General features: G+C 67.8%; 22 protein-coding genes. 8 read left to right on the top strand and 14 right to left on the bottom strand.

What is annotated here, in order from left to right:
- The first annotated feature begins 65 nt into the window (after positions 1–65).
- A complete protein-coding gene (locus ACWDXS_RS06785) occupies positions 66–779 on the top strand; it encodes a hypothetical protein (protein ID WP_449962885.1) in 714 nt (237 codons plus the stop codon).
- A gap of 4 nt (positions 780–783) precedes the next feature.
- Here ACWDXS_RS06785 and ligD read toward each other — a convergent pair whose 3' ends face one another.
- The 3 genes from ligD to ACWDXS_RS06770 form a co-directional block, all read right to left on the bottom strand.
- Positions 784–1,782 (bottom strand): non-homologous end-joining DNA ligase, encoded by a 999-nt coding sequence (ligD, locus tag ACWDXS_RS06780; RefSeq protein ID WP_387444329.1) that lies wholly within the window; start codon positions 1,780–1,782, stop codon positions 784–786.
- On the bottom strand, positions 1,779–2,858 hold the full coding sequence (locus ACWDXS_RS06775) for an ATP-dependent DNA ligase (RefSeq protein ID WP_378992021.1): 1,080 nt from the start codon (positions 2,856–2,858) through the stop codon (positions 1,779–1,781). Before ACWDXS_RS06775 ends, ligD begins: the two co-directional genes overlap by 4 nt.
- 183 nt (positions 2,859–3,041) lie before the next feature.
- Positions 3,042–3,425, bottom strand: coding sequence for a cold shock domain-containing protein (locus ACWDXS_RS06770; RefSeq protein WP_378992022.1), 384 nt, complete (start codon positions 3,423–3,425; stop codon positions 3,042–3,044).
- Positions 3,426–3,771: 346 nt separating this feature from the next.
- On the opposite strand from ACWDXS_RS06770, the gene ACWDXS_RS06765 reads away from it, so the two are divergent.
- Positions 3,772–5,163, top strand: a complete 1,392-nt coding sequence (locus ACWDXS_RS06765; RefSeq protein WP_449962881.1) for a condensation domain-containing protein — start codon at positions 3,772–3,774, stop codon at positions 5,161–5,163.
- On the opposite strand, the gene ACWDXS_RS06760 is transcribed toward ACWDXS_RS06765, so the two are convergent.
- From ACWDXS_RS06760 to ACWDXS_RS06735, 6 genes are all read right to left on the bottom strand, one after another.
- The gene (locus tag ACWDXS_RS06760) at positions 5,164–6,477 is read right to left on the bottom strand and encodes a pyridoxal-phosphate dependent enzyme (protein WP_449962878.1); all 1,314 of its coding nucleotides are present in this window, start codon (positions 6,475–6,477) and stop codon (positions 5,164–5,166) included.
- Positions 6,477–7,886 (bottom strand): decarboxylase, encoded by a 1,410-nt coding sequence (locus ACWDXS_RS06755; RefSeq protein WP_449962875.1) that lies wholly within the window; start codon positions 7,884–7,886, stop codon positions 6,477–6,479. The genes ACWDXS_RS06760 and ACWDXS_RS06755 overlap by 1 nt, the downstream gene beginning before the upstream one ends.
- A complete protein-coding gene (locus tag ACWDXS_RS06750) occupies positions 7,883–9,136 on the bottom strand; it encodes a heavy-metal-associated domain-containing protein (protein WP_449962872.1) in 1,254 nt (417 codons plus the stop codon). The genes ACWDXS_RS06755 and ACWDXS_RS06750 overlap by 4 nt, the downstream gene beginning before the upstream one ends.
- Positions 9,137–9,175: 39 nt before the next feature.
- Positions 9,176–10,453, bottom strand: a complete 1,278-nt coding sequence (locus ACWDXS_RS06745; RefSeq protein WP_449962869.1) for an aminotransferase class V-fold PLP-dependent enzyme — start codon at positions 10,451–10,453, stop codon at positions 9,176–9,178.
- A gap of 86 nt (positions 10,454–10,539) precedes the next feature.
- The gene (locus ACWDXS_RS06740; RefSeq protein ID WP_378992030.1) at positions 10,540–10,974 is read right to left on the bottom strand and encodes a CBS domain-containing protein; all 435 of its coding nucleotides are present in this window, start codon (positions 10,972–10,974) and stop codon (positions 10,540–10,542) included.
- 87 nt (positions 10,975–11,061) lie between these two features.
- Complete coding sequence (locus tag ACWDXS_RS06735; RefSeq protein ID WP_067445892.1) at positions 11,062–11,250, bottom strand: hypothetical protein; 189 nt, start codon at positions 11,248–11,250, stop codon at positions 11,062–11,064.
- Between the two features lie 352 nt (positions 11,251–11,602).
- Here ACWDXS_RS06735 and ACWDXS_RS06730 point away from each other — a divergent pair, with 352 nt between their 5' ends.
- Both ACWDXS_RS06730 and ACWDXS_RS06725 read left to right on the top strand, forming a co-directional pair.
- The gene (locus ACWDXS_RS06730) at positions 11,603–11,836 is read left to right on the top strand and encodes a DUF397 domain-containing protein (protein WP_056817490.1); all 234 of its coding nucleotides are present in this window, start codon (positions 11,603–11,605) and stop codon (positions 11,834–11,836) included.
- An 18-nt stretch (positions 11,837–11,854) separates the two neighbouring features.
- Positions 11,855–12,739 (top strand): helix-turn-helix domain-containing protein, encoded by an 885-nt coding sequence (locus tag ACWDXS_RS06725; protein ID WP_378992032.1) that lies wholly within the window; start codon positions 11,855–11,857, stop codon positions 12,737–12,739.
- A 103-nt stretch (positions 12,740–12,842) separates the two neighbouring features.
- Here the strand turns inward: ACWDXS_RS06725 and ACWDXS_RS06720 are convergent, their stop codons facing one another.
- The 4 genes from ACWDXS_RS06720 to ACWDXS_RS06705 all read right to left on the bottom strand — a co-directional run bounded on the left by ACWDXS_RS06720 (position 12,843) and on the right by ACWDXS_RS06705 (position 14,935).
- Complete coding sequence (locus tag ACWDXS_RS06720; protein WP_378659728.1) at positions 12,843–13,097, bottom strand: hypothetical protein; 255 nt, start codon at positions 13,095–13,097, stop codon at positions 12,843–12,845.
- Positions 13,098–13,451: 354 nt separating this feature from the next.
- The gene (locus ACWDXS_RS06715) at positions 13,452–14,105 is read right to left on the bottom strand and encodes an SDR family oxidoreductase (protein WP_449962863.1); all 654 of its coding nucleotides are present in this window, start codon (positions 14,103–14,105) and stop codon (positions 13,452–13,454) included.
- 12 nt (positions 14,106–14,117) lie between these two features.
- A complete protein-coding gene (locus ACWDXS_RS06710) occupies positions 14,118–14,603 on the bottom strand; it encodes a DUF2599 domain-containing protein (RefSeq protein ID WP_449962860.1) in 486 nt (161 codons plus the stop codon).
- An 80-nt stretch (positions 14,604–14,683) separates the two neighbouring features.
- The gene (locus ACWDXS_RS06705; protein ID WP_378631365.1) at positions 14,684–14,935 is read right to left on the bottom strand and encodes a hypothetical protein; all 252 of its coding nucleotides are present in this window, start codon (positions 14,933–14,935) and stop codon (positions 14,684–14,686) included.
- A 274-nt stretch (positions 14,936–15,209) separates the two neighbouring features.
- On the opposite strand from ACWDXS_RS06705, the gene ACWDXS_RS06700 reads away from it, so the two are divergent.
- From ACWDXS_RS06700 to ACWDXS_RS06690, 3 genes are all read left to right on the top strand, one after another.
- Positions 15,210–16,439 (top strand): lipase family protein, encoded by a 1,230-nt coding sequence (locus ACWDXS_RS06700; protein WP_449962857.1) that lies wholly within the window; start codon positions 15,210–15,212, stop codon positions 16,437–16,439.
- A gap of 250 nt (positions 16,440–16,689) precedes the next feature.
- The gene (locus tag ACWDXS_RS06695) at positions 16,690–18,054 is read left to right on the top strand and encodes a lipase family protein (protein ID WP_449962854.1); all 1,365 of its coding nucleotides are present in this window, start codon (positions 16,690–16,692) and stop codon (positions 18,052–18,054) included.
- 184 nt (positions 18,055–18,238) lie between these two features.
- Positions 18,239–19,420 carry an esterase/lipase family protein gene (locus ACWDXS_RS06690; protein ID WP_379314825.1) on the top strand — a complete coding sequence of 394 codons (1,182 nt, stop codon included), beginning with the start codon at positions 18,239–18,241 and terminating at the stop codon, positions 19,418–19,420.
- Positions 19,421–19,488: 68 nt separating this feature from the next.
- Here the strand turns inward: ACWDXS_RS06690 and ACWDXS_RS06685 are convergent, their stop codons facing one another.
- On the bottom strand, positions 19,489–20,715 hold the full coding sequence (locus ACWDXS_RS06685; RefSeq protein ID WP_378631369.1) for a PucR family transcriptional regulator: 1,227 nt from the start codon (positions 20,713–20,715) through the stop codon (positions 19,489–19,491).
- A 183-nt stretch (positions 20,716–20,898) separates the two neighbouring features.
- Between ACWDXS_RS06685 and ACWDXS_RS06680 the strand changes: the two genes are divergently transcribed.
- Entirely contained in the window at positions 20,899–21,375 is a 477-nt protein-coding gene (locus ACWDXS_RS06680; protein WP_378631370.1) for an HAD-IIIC family phosphatase, read from the top strand.
- The last annotated feature ends 12 nt before the right edge of the window (positions 21,376–21,387 follow it).

The following is a 21,387-nucleotide window of genomic DNA, read 5'->3' as shown; positions in this document are numbered from 1 at the left end:
GCGTAACCCGGCGCCGCACCTGTTTCGTTGTGCGCCCGGGAAGATCGGAGAGGGACCCGGGGTTGATGGCACGGTACGAGGAATGGGATGACGACCCCGAGCAGGAGTCCGACGATCGGCGTTGGGACGGCCAGCGCTGGCCGCAGGTGAGCGCGGACAGTGCGACCGGCGGTCGCCGCGGTGACCAACCGCGCGTGAATCCGTACTCGATGGTGGCACTGGCCGCCGCGCTGGTGCTGCTGTTCCCGATCGCGATCGTGTTCGGGCTGCTGTCGTTCGGGCATCCACGCGGGCGGGGGATCGCGGTGCTGGCACTCCTGCTCGGTATCTCCGAGGTGGCGGTCGCGGCAGCGATCGGGCTCGCCGTTTTCGGCGGGTTGGACGTGTCGATGCCGGCACTCGCCCAGTCGGCGGCGACCACGACGCCGACGCCGGTGTCGGTGACCTCGCACACGGCACCGACGGTGACCGAGGCCGTCCCGGTGACGAGCCCCGCGGGCGGCGGCGAGAAGAGCGGCGTGGTCGAGAAGGGCACGGAGTGCACCGCGGAGAAGGCCGGTCTGCTCGGCGTCGCGGCAGACGGTGCGACATTGCTGTGTCTGCGCGGACCGAGTGGTCATACCTGGTCGGGGCCGTTCAAGGTATCGGGGTCCTACTACACCGCGGGGGCGAAATGCGATCCCTCGGTGGACAAATCGGGCCGTACCTCCGACAACCACGCGCTTGTGTGCGAGGGCAAGGGCAGCGCCGCGGTCTGGTCGCTGTGGACCTCCGAATAGGTTCTCACTCCTTCTTGGCCCGGCTGGGTTGCACGCGCGGCGGCTCGTTGGGCATCTTCGGATACTGCGGTGGCCACGGTGCGTCCATCAGCCCCGCTGCCATATCGCGCTCCGACATCGTCAGCAGCGGTTCGATCGATTGCGGTGCCCGGTTCGCCCAGGGATCACCCGACTCGGCGAGGCGGGCGGGCACGGTGGCCAGCGTGAGCTCATCGGGGACGACGGTGTCGAGTTCGGCCCAGGTGATCGGTGTCGACACCTGACCGCCGACCTTCGGCCGCACCGACCAGGCGCCGAACACGGTCTTGTGCGGGGCGTTCTGATTGAAGTCGATGAACACCCGCGAGCCGCGTTCCTCTTTCCACCACTGCGCGGTGATCTCCTCGGGATGCCTGCGCTCGAGCTCCCTGGCCAGCGCCACCGCGGCGGCCCGCACCTCGTAGCCGTCCCAGCGCGGTTCCAGCGCCGCGTAGATGTGCAGGCCACGTGAGCCCGAGGTCTTGATGGACGAGTCGACGCCGAGTTCGGCCAGCAGTTCGCGGGTGAGCACCGCGGCCCGGCGCAGATCATCGAAACCGATGCCGGGCGAGGGATCGAGATCGATGCGTAGTTCATCGGCGATCCGCAGATCCGGAACATGATTGGGCCACACGTGAAAACCGAGACAGCCCTGATTCACCGCCCACAGGATGTGCGCGAGATCGTGGGCCACCAGCGCGTCGCTGGTGGTGCCGTTGGGGGTGGACACCTCCACGGTCTGCAACCAGTCCGGCGCGGACTTCGGCACCCGCTTCTGGAACCACGATTTGCCCGACGCGCCGTCGGGATAGCGTTCCAGCAGTAGCGGGCGACCACCGATCACACCGAGCAGCGGTTCGGCGACAGCGCGGTAGTAGTTGACCAGATCGAGCTTGGTCTCGCCGCGTTTGGTGAAGTAGACCTTGTCGGGATTGCTGATGGTGAGCGCCCGGCCGTCGATGTCGAGTTCTACCGCGGCGCTCATCGGCCGACTCCGAAGATCGCGTCGAGCTCGGCGGGCGCCACTTCATCGAGCTGGGCGTACGTGCACGAATCGGGGGTTCGGTCGGCGCGGAACCGCGCCAGCCGCCCGCCGTGGCGGAACCGTCCCGACTGCACGTGCTCGTAGCGCACTTCGGCGACGAGCTCGGGCCGCAGCGGCTCCCACGACAGATCCTTGCCCCCGCTCCAGCGGCTCTGCCCGCCGGGCATCTTGCCGTCGGCGTTCGCCTGCGCGGCGGCGTCGGCCCAGGTGCGCCACGGATGGTCGTCGAGCGCGTTCTCGCGCAACGGCGCCAGCTCGCCGAGCAATTCGCGGCGCCGGGCCGCGGTGAAACTCGACGCCACCCCGACATGGTGCAGATTGCCCTCGTCGTCGAACAGGCCGAGCAGCAGCGAACCGACGCCTTCGCCGTCCTTGTGCATCCGGTAACCGGCGACCACGCAGTCGGCGGTGCGCTCGTGCTTGATCTTGAGCATCACTCGCTTGTCCTGCAGGTAGGCCAGTTCGTCGGACTTGGCCATCACGCCGTCGAAGCCCGCGCCTTCGAAGCGGGTGAACCAGTCCTGAGCCACGTCGGGATCCTGGGTGATCGGCGTGAGATGGATCCGGCCCGGCGCGGCGTCGAGCAACGACTCGAGTTCGCGGCGCCGCTGCGCGAACGGTGCGGTGGTGAGATCGCGATCGCCGAGGGCGAGCAGGTCGAAGGCGACGAAACTGGCCGGTGTCTGCGCCGCGAGTTTGGTGACCCGCGACGCGGCCGGGTGCAACCGCTGCTGCAAGGTGTCGAAATCGAGGCCGTGATCGGTGACGACCACGATCTCCCCGTCGATGACGCAGCGTTGCGGCAGCGCCTCCTTCAGCAGCTCGGCCAGCTCGGGGAAGTACCGGGTGAGCGGGCGGTCGTTGCGGGAGCCGAGTTCGATCTCGTCACCGTCGCGGAACACGACGCAGCGGAAGCCGTCCCACTTCGGCTCATAGCTGAGTCCTGGCTCGCGCGGTAGCGACGGCGTCGACTTGGCCAGCATGGGGCGCACTGGCGGCATCACCGGTAGATCCATCCGATCCTCCTCGCGGGTGTGTTCACCCGTGTCGACGATGCGAGCACGCCCGATTCATCGGTGTGTGAGGCGATCGTAGGACGGGGGACCGACACGTGCGCGGACATCGAGTGCGTGCCTGTCGCGCTCGCCGAGTCCGCGCCGGAGTTCATCGGCGGGCGCGACAACCGCCCCGGCGCGAGATCAGCTGTCGAGCCAGCCGTGCTCGTCGGCGAAGGTGGTGAACCGGTCGCGGATGGTGATGATCTCGGCCGCGGTGAGCGCGGGGGACGCCTCCAGCAGCAATTCGGTGATCTGCTGACGCAGTTCGTCGGGACCGAGCCGGTCGCCGCCCTTGCGTGTCTTCGGAGCGGCGGGGGGCTGTCCGACCCCGGTCAGGTTGATCGCCTTGGGACCCCGATCGCCTTCGGTCACATCGAATTCGAACAGGCGACCCTGGCGCAACTCGTCCTCGTCGAGTCCGATGTCGTTGACGTGGACGAATACATCGGGCCCGCCGTCATCGGGCCGGATGAAACCGAAACCCCGTGAACCGTCGAACGACACCAATTTCCCGATGGACACCAACCAACTCCTCGCTCCGCTTCCCGTCGCTACTCTAACGCGGCTTTTGGGCGATTTCGCCCGGAAAGTGGATAGTCGGCGAAATCTTGGGATTCGCGATGCGGGCGGGCTGACCGAGCATGGTCACGATCCGGTAACTGCGTGTTCACATCGGCTCGTTAGCGTTGCTCACCTGTCGAAACGGTGTGGAGGTTGTAGACGCGTGTCGGACCCCGGTGTGGGGCGGAGATCGGGGGGATACGGCGCCGGCAGTGGCGTTTTGCCGGCGACGGCGCGCACCGGGAGCGACCCGGTCTGTGCGCGGCCCGCCGCGTCACCGGTGCTCGGCCCGCGACCGTGTCCGTCGCATGTGCCCCTGGCGCCCGCGCAGGAGCGGATGTGGCATGCCGCGCGACTCGGCCGGTCGGCGGATTGGAATGTCGCGCGGGCGATGCGCTTGCGTGGCGCGTCGGTCGACGTGGCAGCACTGCGAGCGGCGCTGAAACTTCTCGTCGGTCGCCATGTTCCGCTGCGGACCCGGTTTCCGGCGACCGAGCTGGGTCCGGCTCAGTGCGTCGTCGACCCCGACGATGCCGTCCTCGATGTGGCCGAATGCGGCGTCGGCGAAGCCGGCCTCGCCCCCGCCGTCGCCGCGCTGGCCGGGCAGCCCTTCGACCTCGCCCGCGATCTGCCGGTGCGGGCGCGGCTGTTCGTGCTCGGGCCCGACGATGTGGTGCTCGCCCTTGTCGTGCACCACATCTCGGTCGACGGTCGCTCGATGGGCCCACTGATCCGCGACCTCGTCACCGCCTATCTGGCCTGTCGCGCCGGCACCTCCCCGCACTGGCCGCCGCTGCCGATCAGCTACATCGACTACACCCTGTGGAAGCACGAGCAGCTCGGCGAGTTCACCGACGAGTGGAGCCGGGCCACCCATCAGCTGCGGTACTGGGCCAATGCGCTGGCCGGCCGCCCCGCCCTGCTGGACCTACCCGCGCGTGAGCTCCCCGCGGCCCCGATCGACCCGGTTGCCGGTGCGCTGCTGCCGATTTCGTTCGACGCCGAGACCCATGCCGGGCTGCTGCGGATGGCGCAGGAGGGGCGGGCGAGCCTGTTCATGGTGTTGCAGACTGCGTTCGCGCTCACCGTCGGCGCGTTCGCGCGTAGCGCCGATGTCACAGTCGCCACAGCGGTTTCGGGTCGCGATCACCGCCTGCTCGACGATCTCGTCGGCAACTTCTCCGCTGATGTGCTGATGCGGGTGCGCCTCGACCGTGCCGCCGATGTCGGCGAACTTCTCGAGCAGGTGCGCCGGGTCGCGCTCGCCGCGTACGCCCACCCCGACACCCCCAACCCACGCCTCAAGCGCTGCCTGCCGCAGGACGCGGCGCTGCCGCTGTTCCAGGCCACACTCATCCTGCAGCGAGCCGGGGCCCCACGCACCGCCGTCGAACACCCTCCTGCACAGGGGCTTTCGATCACCGAGTTGCCGACCGGGGTGGTCAGGGCCAAGCATGACCTCGAGTTCGGGCTCACCGACCACTACGATCCACTCGGCGCGCCCGCCGGGGTCGACGGGTCGTTCATCTACCCGATCGCCCGGTTCGACGAGGCGACCGCGCAGCAGTTCGTGGCGCGCTTCCGCGCGGTCGTCGGGCTGCTCGCCGATGGGTATCGCGGACCGCTCACGGCGCTGCTGGCGACCACCGGTCGCGGTCGTGCGCTGAGCACCGCGCGCCGCGCCACCAGGGTGCTCGTCTGATCAGCCGCCGCGCTCCATCGCGTATCCGGCGTCGCGCCACGCGACGATGCCGCCCGCGAGGCTGTATGCCTCGTAGCCCGCGCGGTGGGCCACCGCGGCGAAACGCAGCGAGGTTTCCCCGACCGGGCACACGAACACCACCGGCCGTGACCGCGGAAACGGCACGCCCTGGGTGAGCATCTCGTCGAGCTGGTCGTCGCGGATGTTGAGCGCGCCGGGGACATGCCCGACGCGGTAGGCCATCGCGCCGCGGGTATCGACGACGGTGGGTCTGGCGGTGCGGTCGAGTTCGGCCAGCTCAGCGGGAGACAGCGTCGGCGCGGTGTCGTCGGGGCTCGGGGGTGCGGGCCCGGTGGGCTTGCCGAACAGCTCCGGCCTGCGTTTGGCGAGATAGGACAGATACGGTTCGATCCGGTCGCACACGATCAGCACAGCCACCAGTGCTCTGCCCTCGGGGCGCGGTGCCGCAGCCAGAGTGCGAAGGGCGGCGCAATAGCCCGCGCCGCTGGTGGGTCCGGCGAGTACGCCGTAGCCGCGCATCAGGTCGAGGGTCGACTCGATGGCCGCGGCGGAGTCGACGGTGACGATCTCGTCGTAGAAATCGGGCCGGAACAGCCCGACGTCCCACATCTCGCGCTCGGAGCGGATACCGGGGATGAAATCGAAGCGGTCCGACACCACCCCGACGGTGCGCAGGTCCGGATGGTGGGCGAGCAGGGCGGTCGCGGTGCCCCGGGTGGAGCCGGTGGTGCCGAGTCCGCCGATCAGGTAGTCCAGGTGGTCGATGCCCGCGTCCGCGAGGTCGGTGGCGATCTCGGTGCCGGTGCCGTCGTGATGGGCGGCGATATTGCGCTCGTTCGTGTATTGCGAGGGGTGATACCAGCGGTCGGGCGCCTGGCCGATGGTCTGCTCGATGACCGCCGAAACATCATCGGCGGCATGGGGATCAGGGCATTCGGACAGGCCGGGAAGTTCCACGATCTCGGTCCCGAGCAGTTGCAGCAATTGGCGGACCTCGCTCACCCGGATCCGATTGGTGACCGCGCGCAACGGGATGCCGTGCAGCGCGCCGAGTACCCGAAGCGCTTTGGCGGTGTTCCCGCTCGACGCCTCGATGAAAGACTGCCCGCCTGCGCGGACGCGCTCGAGATCGTCGCGGATCATCGCCCAGGCAACGCGGTCCTTCACCGAACCGAAGGGGTTGTGCGACTCCAGTTTCGCGTACAGCTCGACGTCGGCCAGCCCGTGGACGGCGGGGTCCAGGCGCAGCAGGGGAGTGTTGCCGATCAGCTCGGTGATGTGGGTGTAGACCATCACCGGCCCCCAGGCCGATAGTCGGCATCAGGGCACAGAACGAACTGTCCTTCTCGGTGCAGCACAGCGACTTTCGCGGGTGTCGGGTGCATGCCGGCCTGCGCGGCCGACAGGTCCGTGTGGTACGCGGCGGTATTGGGGAACACCACCGGATCGCCGGGGGACGGCAGCTGCGTGACTCGCACCTGCCGCTGGGTGATCAGGTCGCGCTCGAGGCACAGGTGCCCGGCGAAATACACCCCGGCAGGCCGTGACTCGGCTACGTCGGTCAGCACGATCGGATCGATGAGCACCTCCTGGTCGGCGGCGGTGACGGTGTCGCGGCTGAGATCCAGATGGACGAGCGTCGCGCCGTTGCCCGCCTGTTTGACGAACTCGACCTGGGCCACGGTGATGCCTGCCTGGTCGACCAGCGCTTTGCCCGGTTCGAGCCACAGGTCGAGGAGATTGTCGGTGAGGACCGCCGCCAGCGCCCGTCCACCGTGCCCGGGCAGCGGAGCGGCGAGCAGTTCGGCGAGGATGCCGGCGGCGGGTTCGGTATTGGCGTACTTGTGGAACACCGGTGCGCCGTGCACCATTCCCTCGGCGACGTGATAGCCGAAAGTGTTGTTGCCCCAGTGCATCGCGGGGCCACGCCCGAGCAGGCCCGCCCGCAGTGCGTGGTCGTAGGCGTCGTACCCCCCGGCATCGGCGGTGAAGACCTGGCGCAGGCCGCCGCCGATATCGAGCACCGTCGGCGTCAGGCCGTGCGCGTAGGCCCGTTCGATCAGTTCCAGACAGTCGCCCACGGCGTTGACCCGTTCCGCGGTGGCAGCGGTATCGAGGTGAAAGGCGAATCCCAGCAGCCGCAGCCGGTCGCGGTGACGTACCAGCAGCTCCAGCGCCGTGGCCACGTCGGCGAGATCGATCCCGAACCGGCTCGGTGAGCTGCCGGAGAAACCCGAAATGCGTAGCAGTACCGGGACAGCCGCCGCCGGTGACGCCAGCTCGGCCAGGGTCGCGAGTTCCCAGAGGTTGTCGACATTGATCGTCGCCGTGGCCGTCAACGCGGCCCGCAGCATCGTGGTGCCCTTGGGGCCGGTCACCTCGATGCGATCGGCGGGGAATCCGGCGGACAGCGCGGAACGCAGTTCCCCCGTGGACGCCACGTCGACGGCGATTCCCGCGTGCGCGGCCGTGTGGGCGAACGCCGCGGAGCGATTCACTTTGTGCGCATAGCAGATTCGATGCCGGACCGCTCCCGCGTCGAGCACGGCGCGCAGTGCGGCGAGGTTGGCGGTGAAGATCTGCGGGAACACCAGATGTACGGGGGAGCCGTAGCGGCGCAGGGCGGCGCGCACGCCGTCGCGATCGGCGAGGAACGCGGCGACGAGCGGATGCAGCGCGGCGGGAACGGCGGGCGGGATCATCCCACCGACGCGCCGGGCACCTGCGCCGGCACGTCGTCGACCGGGTTGTAGCCGCCATCGCGCAGTGCCTCGAAGACACGGAACCTGTTGCGCGGACTACGGATCCGGGCGATCACCCGCTTGGACTCCAGATCGATCTCGACGACCGGGATCTCCATCGACTCGAGCAGGGCGGTGATCGTGCGGACGCAATGCCGGCAGCTCATATCGGGGACGTAGAAGACGCCGTCGTCGCCGGTGGGGGCGGTACCCGGCTGTTCCTCGGTCAGGTCCTCGAGCACTTCCACCGAGCCTGTCAGCGCGGCGAACGTCTCGACGAACCGATCGACGACCGTGGCGAGGACGTGCACATCGGCGCCGTCGATGTCGTGTTGGGTCGCCGCGAGACAGGTGGGTCGCGTGTCGGCGGGCAGCAGCGCGTATTGCCGTGAGATCAGGTCGAGGTCGTCGTGGTATTTCGCGACGGCCGCTTCGGTCTCGAGGCCCTCCTCGCCGGTCGCGCGCAGCATCACCGCGTGCGCGTCGGCGATGGTGGCGTCTTTCATCGCGCGCAGGACGGCGATCGAGTCGGCGGTGTAGCGCACGGACCCGTCGGGCTGGGTGGCAAAGCGCACCGGGATCATCCCGCGCCGGAATGTCGATGCCTGCAGTTCCCAGAACCAGCGGGTGGCGACGGCGGTGAAGATGCCGCAATCACGCATGCCGGTGGCGAATTCGACGAGCCCGCGATAGGGGGTGTCGGCGGCGATCAGCCCGTGCTGGACCAGTGCGCGCCCTGTGGCCTCGATACCGACCCGGAAGATCTCGTGCGGATCGTGATCGGTGGTGGTCGCGGAAAGAACGCCGTGATCGTGGGCGGACAGGGCCGCAGCGCGCGCCGGGAGTTCGGATGCCGCCAGCGAATGCCACAGCGCGAGGACTGTTTCCCGCGCGAGCACCGCGAGTTCGGGGCCCGCGCCCGCGGTGTGGAAGTACCCGGTGTTGGGAATTCCCGCGCTGTCGGTCCACGTGAGGCGATGGGTCGCGCTGGTCACCTGATCCGGGCGGCAGGGGCGCATGAACCGTTCCAGGTACATCCGCTGGGACTGTGTCAGCGCGGCACCCGATTCAGGCTGTAATGCCGTGGCACGGTAGGTGATTCGGGCCGGAGGCGGCGGTTCGGTGGCGGCGAACAGTCCGGGAGCGGCCAGGCGGGCCAGTACCCGGGACGCGGCGCGACGATCGTAGTGCTGCACGGTGGGCGAGCCCATCGTTCCTCCTCGGCGTCGGGGGCTTGAAGGACAGGTTGTTCAGCGCCCGTCACCGGCGAGGCCGGCCACGCAGGCGACGAATCGGTCGATCTCGTCGAGGGTGTTGTAGAGGTGGGTACTCACCCGCACCGAACCGTTCCCGGCGTCGGCCGAGGGCACACAATGCGCTCCGGTTCGCACCAGGAATCCGGCATCGGCCAGGACGAACCCGAGGTCGGCGGCGCTGATGGCGTCGAGGGTGAACGAGACGATCCCATAGCCGACGGCGCAGGTGGCGTGTGCCGGCCCGGGGAGGAAGTCGAGCCCGGGGACCTCGCGCAGGCCGTCGATGAGCCGCAGGGTGAGCACCCGGTTGTGCTCGGCGACAGCGAATCGGTCGAGCTCGTCGAGCAGGTCGAAAGCCGGTGCGAGGGAGAGGATCCCGGGGATGTTGTGGGTACCGCCTTCGAGCAGCTCGGGCATTCCGGTGGTGACGAGACCGTCTTCGGTGATCCTGACCCCGGTGTTCCCGCCGGGCAGGAAGGGGTGCAGCCTGGCGTGCACCCGGCGGTGGCAGTACAGCAGGCCGATCCCGGGCGTACCGAACATCTTGTGTCCCGCGAAGACCGCGAAATCGGCTCGCAGCGCGGTGACGTCGACCGGCAGGTGCCCTCCGCTCTGCGAGCAGTCGAAGCACAGCAGGATCTCGGGGTCGATCCGGCCGTGCAATTCCTCGAGGGTGGTGAGCCCGCCGTACACGTGATGGAGATGGCTGGTGGTGATCAGACGGGTGCGCGGACCGACCCGCGCGAGGATGTCGTCGATGTCGGCTTCGCCGGTAGCGGTGCTGCGATAGGGCCGCAACACTATTCGGCGCCCGAACCTGGCGAGGGTGTCGCGCAGGTGGTGCCACGGCAGCACATTGGCGGCGTGATCGGCCGGGTTGTAGAGGATCTCGTCGCCGTCGTCGAGCTCGGCCAGGCCCCAACTGTGCGCGATCGCGCCGAGTGCGGCGGTGGCTCCGCTGGTGAACACCATCTCGTCGCTGTGGTGCGCGCCGAGGAAACCGGCCGCCCGGGTACGGACGCCGGCTATCCGCGCCGACAGCGCGGTGGCCCAGCCGTAGGTGCCGCGGCCCGCGTTGGCGGTGTGCTCGCGGTGGTAGTCGGTGACGGCCGCGATGACGGTATCGGGCTTCTGCGTCGTCGCGGCACTGTCGAGATAGACCACCGCGGGATCGGCCAGGGCCGGAAACCGCGTGCGAATCGAGGCGGGCACCGGGGTGGGCGCGTGCCGAATCGCCGAGGCGGCGGCGAGCTCGGGCCGGACGGGGTGCACCCGCTCAACGATACGCACGTTTCTGGTACAGCTCGCGAAGAATTCTCAGGCGCAAGGCTTTTCGGTGTCGCCGGTCGGTGCCGGGCTCAGTAGTTGCCCTGCAGGTATTCGACGAGGTGTTCACGTTCGGCGGCCAGTTCGGTGATCTCGCTCTTCACCACGTCACCGATGCTGACGATGCCGATGAGCCGGTCGGACTTCACCACCGGCATGTGCCGGATCCGGTGCTCGGTCATCACGTCGCGCAGCGAGGACACATCCTCATCGGGCCCACAGGTACGAACCCGGGCGGTCATGATGTCGGTGACCGGCCGATCCAGCAGCGCGGCGCCGTGGGCGTGCAGATGACGCACCACATCGCGTTCGGAGACGATGCCCGTGATCACGGCACCATCGGGGGAAACGACCACCGCGCCGATATTGTGGTCGGCCAGCGCCGCGAGCAGGTCGCGCACGGTGGTCTGCGGCGGCACGGTCGTGACCGCCCTGCCCTTGTTGCGCAGGATCTCCGCTATCCGCATACGCGCACCACCTGTCCGGATCGATCGTCGCCCACCAGCATGACCTGTCGGAACCGGTCTGACCAGCACGAAGACGTTACGACCGCACTATTCGTCGTCCAGTCCCGCGGACAGGTACGCGGCAGCGGCCAGCCACTGACGGCACTGCGGACCATGGATGTCGTGTTGGCTCAGCATCTCGCGCGCCTGACGGTAGGTGAGCCCGTTCGGCTCGTCGCTACACGCCGTGGGTGGTGCGCCTGCGGCACCGAGGTGTCGCTGAAACGGACTGCTCATCGAGTCCCCTCCCATTCGGCGACGGGAGGCCCGCCCGGCTGGTGGAGCCGCGGTACCTCCCGGTGATCTTGCGGCCTGAGTCTACGGGCGGTTCGTTTTCGAATGCAAGCACATCTGCACGCTCGTTGCGGCCGTGTCGGCTCGCGATGGGGTTGCGGCGCTTACGAATTCAGGGGGCTGGACGAGACGGTCGGCGCCTGGCCGCGGTCATGACGCCGGGAAAGTACCGACCGGTGCGCGGTGGCGTTTCGCGTGTTAATGTCCCCATCGCGCAAGGCAGATGCAAGAACGTTTGTGCGTGCATCTGCAATTTTCGTACCGGTGGGCATCATTCGACAACGAGGAGTGCGGTATGTCCGGAATGCAGCATGATCAGCGTGAACGCCCGGGAGACGGTGCGTGGCGCAAAAGCACCTACAGCAACCCCAGCGGCAACTGTGTCGAGGTCGCCGAAGCCGCCGACGGCTCGGTCGCCGTACGCAACTCGCGCGACCCGCAGGGGTCGGTGATCTTCTACACCCGGCCCGAGATCGACGCATTCATCCGCGGCGCGAAGGCCGGAGAGTTCGACTACCTCACCGGGTAATCGGTAGGATCTGGGTCCATGACGGCTGAACCCGACGAGATCGGTCGCGTACAACCTGTTGTCGACCGTGGCCCCACCGTGTTGCGTATCGCGCTCGGCGGCCAGTTGCGCAAGCTACGCGAGGGCAAAGGCATCACCCGCGAGGCCGCGGGCGACGCGATCCGCGGCTCGCACGCCAAGATCAGCCGACTCGAGCTGGGCCGCACCGGTTTCAAGGAACGCGACATCCGGGATCTGCTCACGCTCTACGGCGTGCACGACCCGGTGGAACGCACCTCGTTCTTCGAGTTGGCCAGGCAGGCAAGCGAACCCGGCTGGTGGCATCGCTACAGCGACCTGCTGCCGTCGTGGTTCAGCACCTATCTCGGGCTCGAGCAGGCGGCCAGCCAGATCCGCACCTACGAAGCACAGCTGGTACCCGGCCTGCTGCAGACGCCGGAGTACACCAGGGCGATCGTCACCCTCGGTTTCGACGACGCCGAAACCGACCGCCGGGTCCAGGTTCGGCAGTTACGCCAGGATGTCCTGCGCCGGGTCGACCCGCCGGTGGTGTGGGCGGTGATCGACGAGGCAGTGCTGCATCGTCCGATCGGCGGACGTGACGTGCACCGGGCCCAGCTTCGCTACCTGGCCGAGCTCTCGGAACTGCCGAACGTGACGGTGCAGGTGCTGCCGTACTCGGCGGGCGGGCACGCGGCGGCGGGTAGTTCGTTCAGCATTCTGCGCTTCGGCGAGCCGGAACTGCCCGATATCGTCTACCTCGAGCAACTCACCAGCGCGCTCTACCTCGAGCGCCGCCAGGACCTCGCGATGTATCTATCGGTGATGGATCAGCTCAGCGTCCAAGCCGAACGGCCGGATCGCTCACGCGAGATACTGCTGTCCTACTCCGAGCGGGACTGACAGCCGAGCGGAGCTGATCGGTCGGGCGGAATCGAACACACGGAGAGCTGATCGGACTGCGCGCGAGGGGCGGGACAGTCGATCCGTCGGTACCGATTCGTGGTCAGTACCGGATACAGCCGGCGGCGATACGCCAGAAAGTATCGGGAGTCAGCGTTTGCAGATCCCAGTCATCGGCCAGTTCGTGCGCAGTGGTCACGATTCGGTCGATATCGAAATCGTTGCGGGTCGCCGCGCCGGTGGATTCCACGGCATCGATGACGAAGGCGACCGCGCTTTCCCTGGACCATCGAGCGGAGCCTGGGTGATCGGCCGCCGCGCGATCGGCGAGGCCGAAACGGCCCGTGGTGTTGTTCATGTGAATGCCCCTGTGCTTCTCAGGCAGTGGCAAACCCAAGGCAATCCTGGCCCCGGGTGTGCCGCTCGCGGCCTCCCCTGACTGTCCCCTGAATTGTGTTGCGGCCCTGAGTTTAGGACGGGGAGACTTTCAGATGCAAGCACATCTGCACGATCGATTCCGTCTCGATGCGGTGCATTTCCCGGCTTCTGAGCGGCGAATCCAGGGTGGCGCCACCATCTCCGTCATATGTGGCGCTCGAATATCGGCGTGACCGGCGGCTGGCCGTGTTCATCAGGTGACGACAATGTGGCGCGAGTTGACGACAATGGCGTTCAATGGGCGAAATATGTTGTGATAGTTAATTTGTGGCTATCAAATGGCCGCGACGGCTGACTCGATCGTCTCCGATCCGGAGACCAGCTCCAGTGTGCGTCGAAAAGTGTTGTCCGCGACCAAGATCGACGCGAGTGTCGCGGCGACATCGGCGCGTGGCACCGCATCGCGCGGAATCGGCGGCGGTCCGAGCGTGATCAGACCGTTGCCTTCGGTGTCGGTGAGCCGGCCCGGTCGCAGGATCGTCCACTCCAGCTCGCGAGTCCGCAGGTCCTGCTCGGCGCGGGTCTTGGCGTCGATATAGGCGGCCCACACCTCATCGGTCCCCGGCGCGGGCGGGCTGCCCGCGCCCATCGTGGAGATCTGCACGAACCGCGTGACGCCCGTGTGCTCGGCGGCGTCGGCCAGTTGTACCGAACCGTTGAGGTCGACCGTGTATTTACGCGCGGCACCGCTACCCGCGCCCGCACCCGCTGCGAACACCACCGCGTCCGAACCGGCGACCGCGGCCGCGAGGTCGGCGGGGGTGTCGCGTTCCATGTCGTAGATGACCGGCACGCCGCCGGTCGCGGCGATATCGGCGGCTTGGCCGGGTTCACGGATGAGGGCGTGGACGTGATCGCCGCGCCGGGTCAGGACCTGGGCGAGCAGGAGAGCGATTTTGCCGTGTCCACCGGCGATGACGATGCGCATGGGATGCTCCTATCAGCGTTCGGGGCCGCCGGGATTGCAGTTCGCCGCCACCGTGGCCTGATATCCGACGTCGGGGCGCCACGGTTCGAGATTCCAGCTCGGCTTGTCGGGCGCTACCATCCTGGCCCAAACCCAGTGGCAGACGAACTGGTCGCGCATCCCCGGCGCGTCGGCGTCGGCGTCGAGGGCACGTACTTCCTGCCACGCGAGTTCGTCGGTGCCGGGCGCGGCGGTCTTGCGGCCCGCCTGGGTGGGGAAGACGAGCAGACGGGGGCCGTCGACGTTCTCGGTCCAGGTCACGTGATCGATCAGGGGTAGGCCCGCGTAGGGGTCGACGGTGGTGGTGGGCGGCGCGATGGTGGCGGGCACCCGCTTGGTGGTGGTCGTCGTCGGGGTGGTGGTGCTGGGTGGGGTGGCGACCTCGGTGGTGTCTGCCGAGCCGCAGCCGGTGAGGACGGCCACCGCGGCCAGTGCGAGCGGGAACTGCCACCGTGTCACGAATGCCCTTTCTCTCACCGCGGGCCGAGCGGTGCCCGCCGTGCCAGCCTAGTGCGGCCGGCGGTGCGGCGCCGCGAGCGTCAGTGCCACAGCGACCGGCAGGGCAGCCGGCGCAGGCCGGGGCCGACATTGCCGTCGACGGTCACCAGCAGGCCGGAATGCACGGCCGCCGAGGTGAACTCCCACGCCTCGGCCTGGGTCGCGGCGTATTCCAGGACCAGTGCGTCCTCGGGGGTGGGGCCGTCGAAGTAGACCGTGATCCGCCGGGTCGGTATCTCGTTCGGGTCGATGCGGTGGAGGGTGGCGGCGATGTTCTCGTCGGTGGGAATCATGGCGTGCTCCTTTCGCCCCGGCACTGGTGAGCGCCTTCCTACTCGACGGTAGGTCTTGCACCATCGAGAGGAACACGTTCCGATTTCGCTTGGAGATCTCACAATCCACCTGTCGCCGCGGCGGTGCGCCCGCATATCGGCGTGCTGCCTCCGGTCACAACCACACACAGATGAGGTTGTGAGCTCCGCCGATGTTCGCGGCGACCCGTCGACGAGGAGCCACGGTACCGGCGAAGATCGGTCTCGACAGCAGCGACACGGGAGGGACAGCCGCATGATCTGGGATGCCGCGGCACGACACAGTTGGCCGGGCCGAACACTATTGGTCTGCCTGGCGGCAGCGGTGCTCACCGTGGTCCCCGCCGCGGCAGGCCACACCACACCGCTGTACCCGACCGCCGACCCCGACCCCTTCTACAGCCAGCCGGCCGACCTGGCCGAGCACAAGCCCGGCGACGTACTCGGCGTACGGCAGATGCCGGCGCTGGCCATGTTCCCCGACACCACCATCACCCTGATCCAGTTCCGCTCCACCAATTCCGCGGGCGACCCGATCGCCGCGACGACGACGGTGCTGCAGCCGAACAACCACCGCACCGACGCCCCCGTGCTGTCCTACCAGCACATCATCAACGGGCTCGGCACGCGCTGCTCGGTTTCCAAGGTCCTCTACACCGACGATCCGGACCTGATGGTGCGCGAGGCGGTGGCCTGGAACTACGCGCTCAAGCGCGGCTGGACGATGGCCGTGCCCGACCACCTCGGACCGAATTTCGCCTACGGCGCAGCGAAATTGGGCGGCCAGGTGACCCTCGACGGTATCCGCGCGGTGCGCCAGGTCGAGCAGTTGCGGGTGAGTGGCAGCCGGGTCGCGATGGCGGGGTACTCCGGTGGCGGCATGGCGACGGCGTGGGCGGCGGCATTGCAGCCCGAGTACGCGCCCGAGCTCGAGATCGCGGGGGCGGCGATGGGCGGGGTGCCGATGAACCTGGTGTCGATGCTCGAGGGGCTCGGCTTCGGTTCACATCCCGTGTTCGGTCTCGCGCTGGCCGCGGGGATCGGGCTCGAACGGGAATACCCCCAACGGTTCCCGATCAGCGATCAGATGAATGCCAGCGGTTTGGCCGCCCGCGCGTCGATCCGTGACGCCTGCACCAACGACATCCTCGGGGCGGGAGCCGGGCGCGGCATCCTCGACTTCGCGGCCACCACCTCACTGGTGGAGGATCCCGAAGCTCGCGCTGTGGTGGAGGAGAACAGCCTGGAGCTGTATCCGGGCGCGCCGACAATGCCTGTCTTCGAATGGCATTCGCCGATCGACGGCCTCATCCCGGTCGACGCGATCACCTCCACCACTCATCGCTGGTGTGCCGCGGGCGCCAAGGTTGTCAGTCAGCAGACACCGACCCCGGACCATCTGACCGCAGCTGTGCTCGGACTGCCTTCCGCGCTGAGTTGGCTCGATGCCCGGCTGCAGGGGGAACCGGCGCCCAGCACCTGCTGAGCCGGTTCGATCGGCCCGGATCCGCTCGCCCCGAAGCGGATCCGGGCCGATTCGCGTCGCCATCGACGATTCTTGTTGCGATACAGCGGCATTGCGCACACGACTCGGGCACAACGCCGAAGTCGGTTCGCCGCGCCCCGTAGCGTGAAGGATCTGACGACGGCGCGGTGGGGGAGTTTCGGTAGGGGTCGGAGCACCGCATAGTGGCACGTCATCGACGAATCCGTTGCCACCCGAAGGCGTGTGTGCCATGAGATCTGTTCGAGTACTTATCGGTTCGGTGCTGCTGCTCGTCTCTTGTGCGGCAGGTACCGCGGCCGCCGAGCCGCCGCCGACCCAGGAATTCCCGGTGCCGCAGCTGGGGACACCCGGTTTCCTGCCCGATCTGCAGCGCTGGATCGACCAGGTGATTCCCTCGCCGATCCCGGCGAACGCCGCCGATCCGGCGGCCGAACTCGCGGCACTCCACGCGGCGGTGCTCCCGTCGGCGGTCGGCGATCCGATCTTCGACCAGTGGCCGGCTGGGCTCGACGAGTTGTCGCCCGGCGATCTGATCGAATCCCGCGACGTCACCGCGACCGCGGCCTGGTTGACCCTGGTCCCCATCCGCTCGGCGACGCTGCTGAAATTCCGCACCGACGACGCCCACGGCAGACCGTCCTATGCCACCGCGACCCTGATCGTGCCCGCCACCGAGTGGACCGGGGCGGGGGATCGCCCTGTGCTGGTGAACAACCTGCCCATCGACGCGCTGGGTCGCAAGTGCACTCCCGGCTACTCGCTGGCGCACGGCCTGACATCGCAGTCGAGCTCGACAGAGTTCATTCCGCCGACGACGCAGCTGGCGGTCCTGCGCGGGTACGCGGTCCTGGTGCCCGACCACGAGGGCCCGTGGATGGCTTACGCCGAACCGTATGTCGCCGGGCACGCGGTGCTCGACGCGATCCGGGCGGTGCGCGGTGGTGACCTGGCGGCCTACGGCGACAGCCGATTCGCGATGACCGGCTATTCCGGTGGCGCCATCGCCACCCACGGTGCGGCCAAGCTGATCGATTCCTACGCACCGGAACTGGCCGACGTCATCGTCGGTGCGGCACTGGGCGGGGTGCCCGCCGACTTCGAAATCCTCTCGCGCAGTATGAATGCCAACCTCGCATCCGGAATATTTATGGCCGCGACCTTCGCAATCGGACGGGAGCGACCTGAAATCCTCGCCGCGATGAACAATCTCGGGCGCTGGGTCACCACCTCGATTATGAAAGATACGTGCGCCAGCGTGTTCGCGGTGCCGGGAATCTTGCAACTGCCGATCGATGTGGGCGCCAACATCGCCGACCCCCTGCGTTCGGAACTGGCCACCGACATCTACGAGATCACCCGGATGCAAGGAATGCGGTCGTCGACGCCGCTCTACATCTACAACGGCGACCAGGAGTGGTGGATTCCTGCCGAGGGCGCGCGCAATCTCTACGATGAGCAGTGCGAACTCGGGGCGAACGCGGTGTATCGCGGCGTGCTCGGTGAGCACATCATCGGTGCGGCGACGGGCTATCCGGAGGCGGTGCTGTGGCTCGACGAGCGACTTCTCGGAGTCGCGGCACGTAGCGAGTGCTGAATATTTTCCTGTGCCCTGTCATGGCAGTTTTCGAGGGGCTGTGGTGACCTGCCCAGACCGCGCGTGACAATCGTCTCGTAAGTAATTCTGCGGCTTATGTTTTGGGCGGTTTCGACAAGCCATTCGTTCTCCCGGAAGAAAAGGGCGACGAATATTCGAATCGCACAGGAAGACAAGTCAACACATGAAATCTCCCAGTCGCAGGCGCACGCTGCACACGGCGGTATTCGCCGGAGTCGGCGCTCTCTCCATGGTGTTCACCGGGCCGGGGGCGAGCGCGGCTCCCGCCTCGGCGCCGACCGAGCAGGATCTTGCCGGCATCATCTCCGAAGGCCGGCAGGTCGCCGGCTCCGGGTCGGCGTGCACCTCCGGCAGTGGCGCCGGCTCCGGTAACGGGTCCGGTGACTGCTACGGCGGTTCGGGTTCCAGCTCGGGTTCCTCGGGCGGTTATTCCTCCGATCCCGGTGCGTACGGACCGGAGTCGACGGCGTTCCTCGCCGCGTTCGCCTACGGCCTCGGCAACCCCGATGCGGCCGCGCCCGGGACGAACGACTGGAACTGCAAGCCGACGGCCGAGCATCCTCGCCCGGTCGTGCTGCTGCACGGCACCTGGATGAACGCCTACAACGGGTACGCCTACATGGGCCAGCCCATCAAGGACGCCGGCTACTGCACGTTCACGTTCAACTACGGTCGCTCCAACATCATGGAGGGCGGCGGCCTCGGTTCGTTCCTGCCCGGCGTGATGGGCACCGGTTACATCGAGGATTCGGCGAAGCAGACCGCGGCGTTCGTCGATCGCGTGCTCGCCGCGACCGGTTCCGACGAGGTCGACATCATCGCGCACTCCCAAGGTGGGTCGATGGCGAATTACTACACGAAGTTCGAGGGCGGGGCGGCCAAGGTCAACAAGCTGATCACTTTCGGCGCCACCCACCACGGCACCAGCCTCGACGGCATCGGCGCCCTGGGTCGCATGATCAACAACCTGGGCATCGACATCCTGGGTCCGATCGAGATCTTCGTCGGGCACGCGGGTATCCAGCAGACGATCGGCTCGGATTTCGTCAACAACCTCAATGCCGGCGGTGACACCGTCGCCGGTGTCGACTACACCATCGTCGGCACCCGCTACGACGAGGTGACCAACCCCTACGAACTGACCTTCATGAAGGCAGGCCCGGGGGCGACGGTCCACAACATCACCCTGCAGGACGGCTGCGAGCAGGACATCTCCGATCACCTGACGATGATGTACTCACCGCGCGCCCTCTCGATCGCGCTTCGCGCGCTCGACCCGGTGCAGAACCCGCAGCTGACCTGCGCGTTCAACCCGTGGCTGGTCGGTGGCGGCGGCTCGCTCTGACCCGCCCGCACTGAGCACGACGAAGGCGCTGCCCACCATGGTGGGCAGCGCCTTCGTCGTGTCGGGGATCAGGCCGGAACGGAGCGGTAACTGCGCGCGACGAGCGCGGAACGCAGGTACCACAGCCCCGAAGGCTGAGTCGGATCGAAGCCGGTGAGCTGGCCGATCCGCTTGAGCCGGTAGTCGACCGTATTGGTGTGCACATGCAGCACGCGAGCGGTGCGCTGCCGGTTGAGGTTGTTGGCGATGTGACGCTGCAGGGTCTCGAGCAGCTCGGGGTACTGATCCAGCGGATCCAGCAGCGAGCCGAGGAATTCGCGGCCGGGCCCGGGGCGGGTCAGCTGGTATTCCAGGGCGAGCTCGTCGAAGCGGTACAGACCCGAGGTCACCTCGAGCCGCTGCACCATGTCCAGCAACTCGTGGGCCTGATCGGCGGCATCGGGAACCCCGGTGGTGCTCGTTTCGACCATCGCGGCGGTGATGCCGACCTGGGCCGCCTGGGAGAGCTGGGCGACGAGCGCGGTCAAACCCTCGCGGTCGAAGGCGTTGGCGGGGATCAGCACCGTCCCGCCGTCGACGCTGAGCAGCGACAGTGCCGAGTCGCCGCAGCGCTTGGCCAGTTCGGCTTGTACCCGGCGCAACTTGCGGCGGGCGACGACCTTCGAGTCCAGTGCCGGGTTGGCTTCCTCGCGGTGCTGGGGGATAGCCAGGGCGAAGACCGCGTAGGTCTCGGCGATGGTGATGCCGCATTCGCGGGCCATCGTCGAGGTGCTGTGCCCGCCGAGCAGGGCGGAGGTGAGGGTGTGCACGGCGGTGTGGTGCTCGCTCACCACGCCGCGCAGCTCGCGCACGTAGGCCAGCGAGATCTGGGCGGTGATGGTGTCGAGTAGTTCCATCACGACCTTGACGCCGCCGACCAGGCTGTCGAAATCCTTGCCCGAAGCGCTCGATACCACCAGGTCGAGGCCGATTTTGAAGCCCTCGGCGATCGAGTGGTGGATCGTGTCGATCGGTACGCCCTCCCGGGCCCACGCGCTGGCCGCGTCCTGCAGGCGCTGTAGCTGGCTCGGGACATCACGCCCGTCGAGCATGCCGACCGCGAATTCCAGGCAGATCCGGGTGATCGTGGTGACATCGCCGGAGATGGCGTCACCGGGTAGCGTCCCGCAGGGTGCGACGGTAGCGACGAAATGGCCGACCATCTGCCGCGAGAGTGCGCGAACGTCCTTGAGTGGCAACGACATCGGCTTGCCCGAGACGGTCAGCGACGGTCGGGGTGGATTGTGGACGGACATCTGTGTTCCCTTCGCCAGTTTCGGCTGTACCCCCCGCTGTCCAGCGAACCCCACCCTAACGAACGACAAAGGAAACCGGAATGGATTGTCAGGTTCTGGGTAGGGGGCCCAGCCCTGGCGGTCGCCGTAGTGACGGATCACAAGTCTGGTTCTTAGCTATCAGTGGTTGTAGAGTTCAGCGCCATGCGACCTGCCGTCCGTTGTCTGGTCTGGGAACTGGACGAGACCCTGTGGGAGGGTGTCGTCCACGACGAGACCGGCACCACGCCGCGCCCACCGGCACTGCGCACGCTGACGAAACTGAGCGAGCGCGGTGTGCTCCATGCTGTCGCCGCACGCGGTGACCGAGCCAGAACCATGCACACGCTGTACCGCCACGGTCTGTACGAGATGTTCTCGGCGGTCGAGGTGGGCTGGGGGCGCAAGTCCGCCTCGATCGTCCGCATCGCAGGCACCCTCGGCCTGGGTCTGGACTCCCTCGCGTTCGTGGACGCCGAGCCGGTCGAACGCGCGGAGGTCTCGCGAGCGCTGCCGATGGTGCGCTGCTACGCCGCCCGCAATGTCGACATGCTGCCGTTGCTCCCGGACTTCCGCCACGAACTCCGTTCGGGCCCCGTGCCGACTCCACCGTTGGGATTCGCCCGCGTTCCCGCCCTCTGACCGCGATCGACG

The organism is Nocardia sp. NPDC003183 (assembly GCF_053590715.1).
This window is presented reverse-complemented; position numbering and strand designations above follow the sequence as displayed.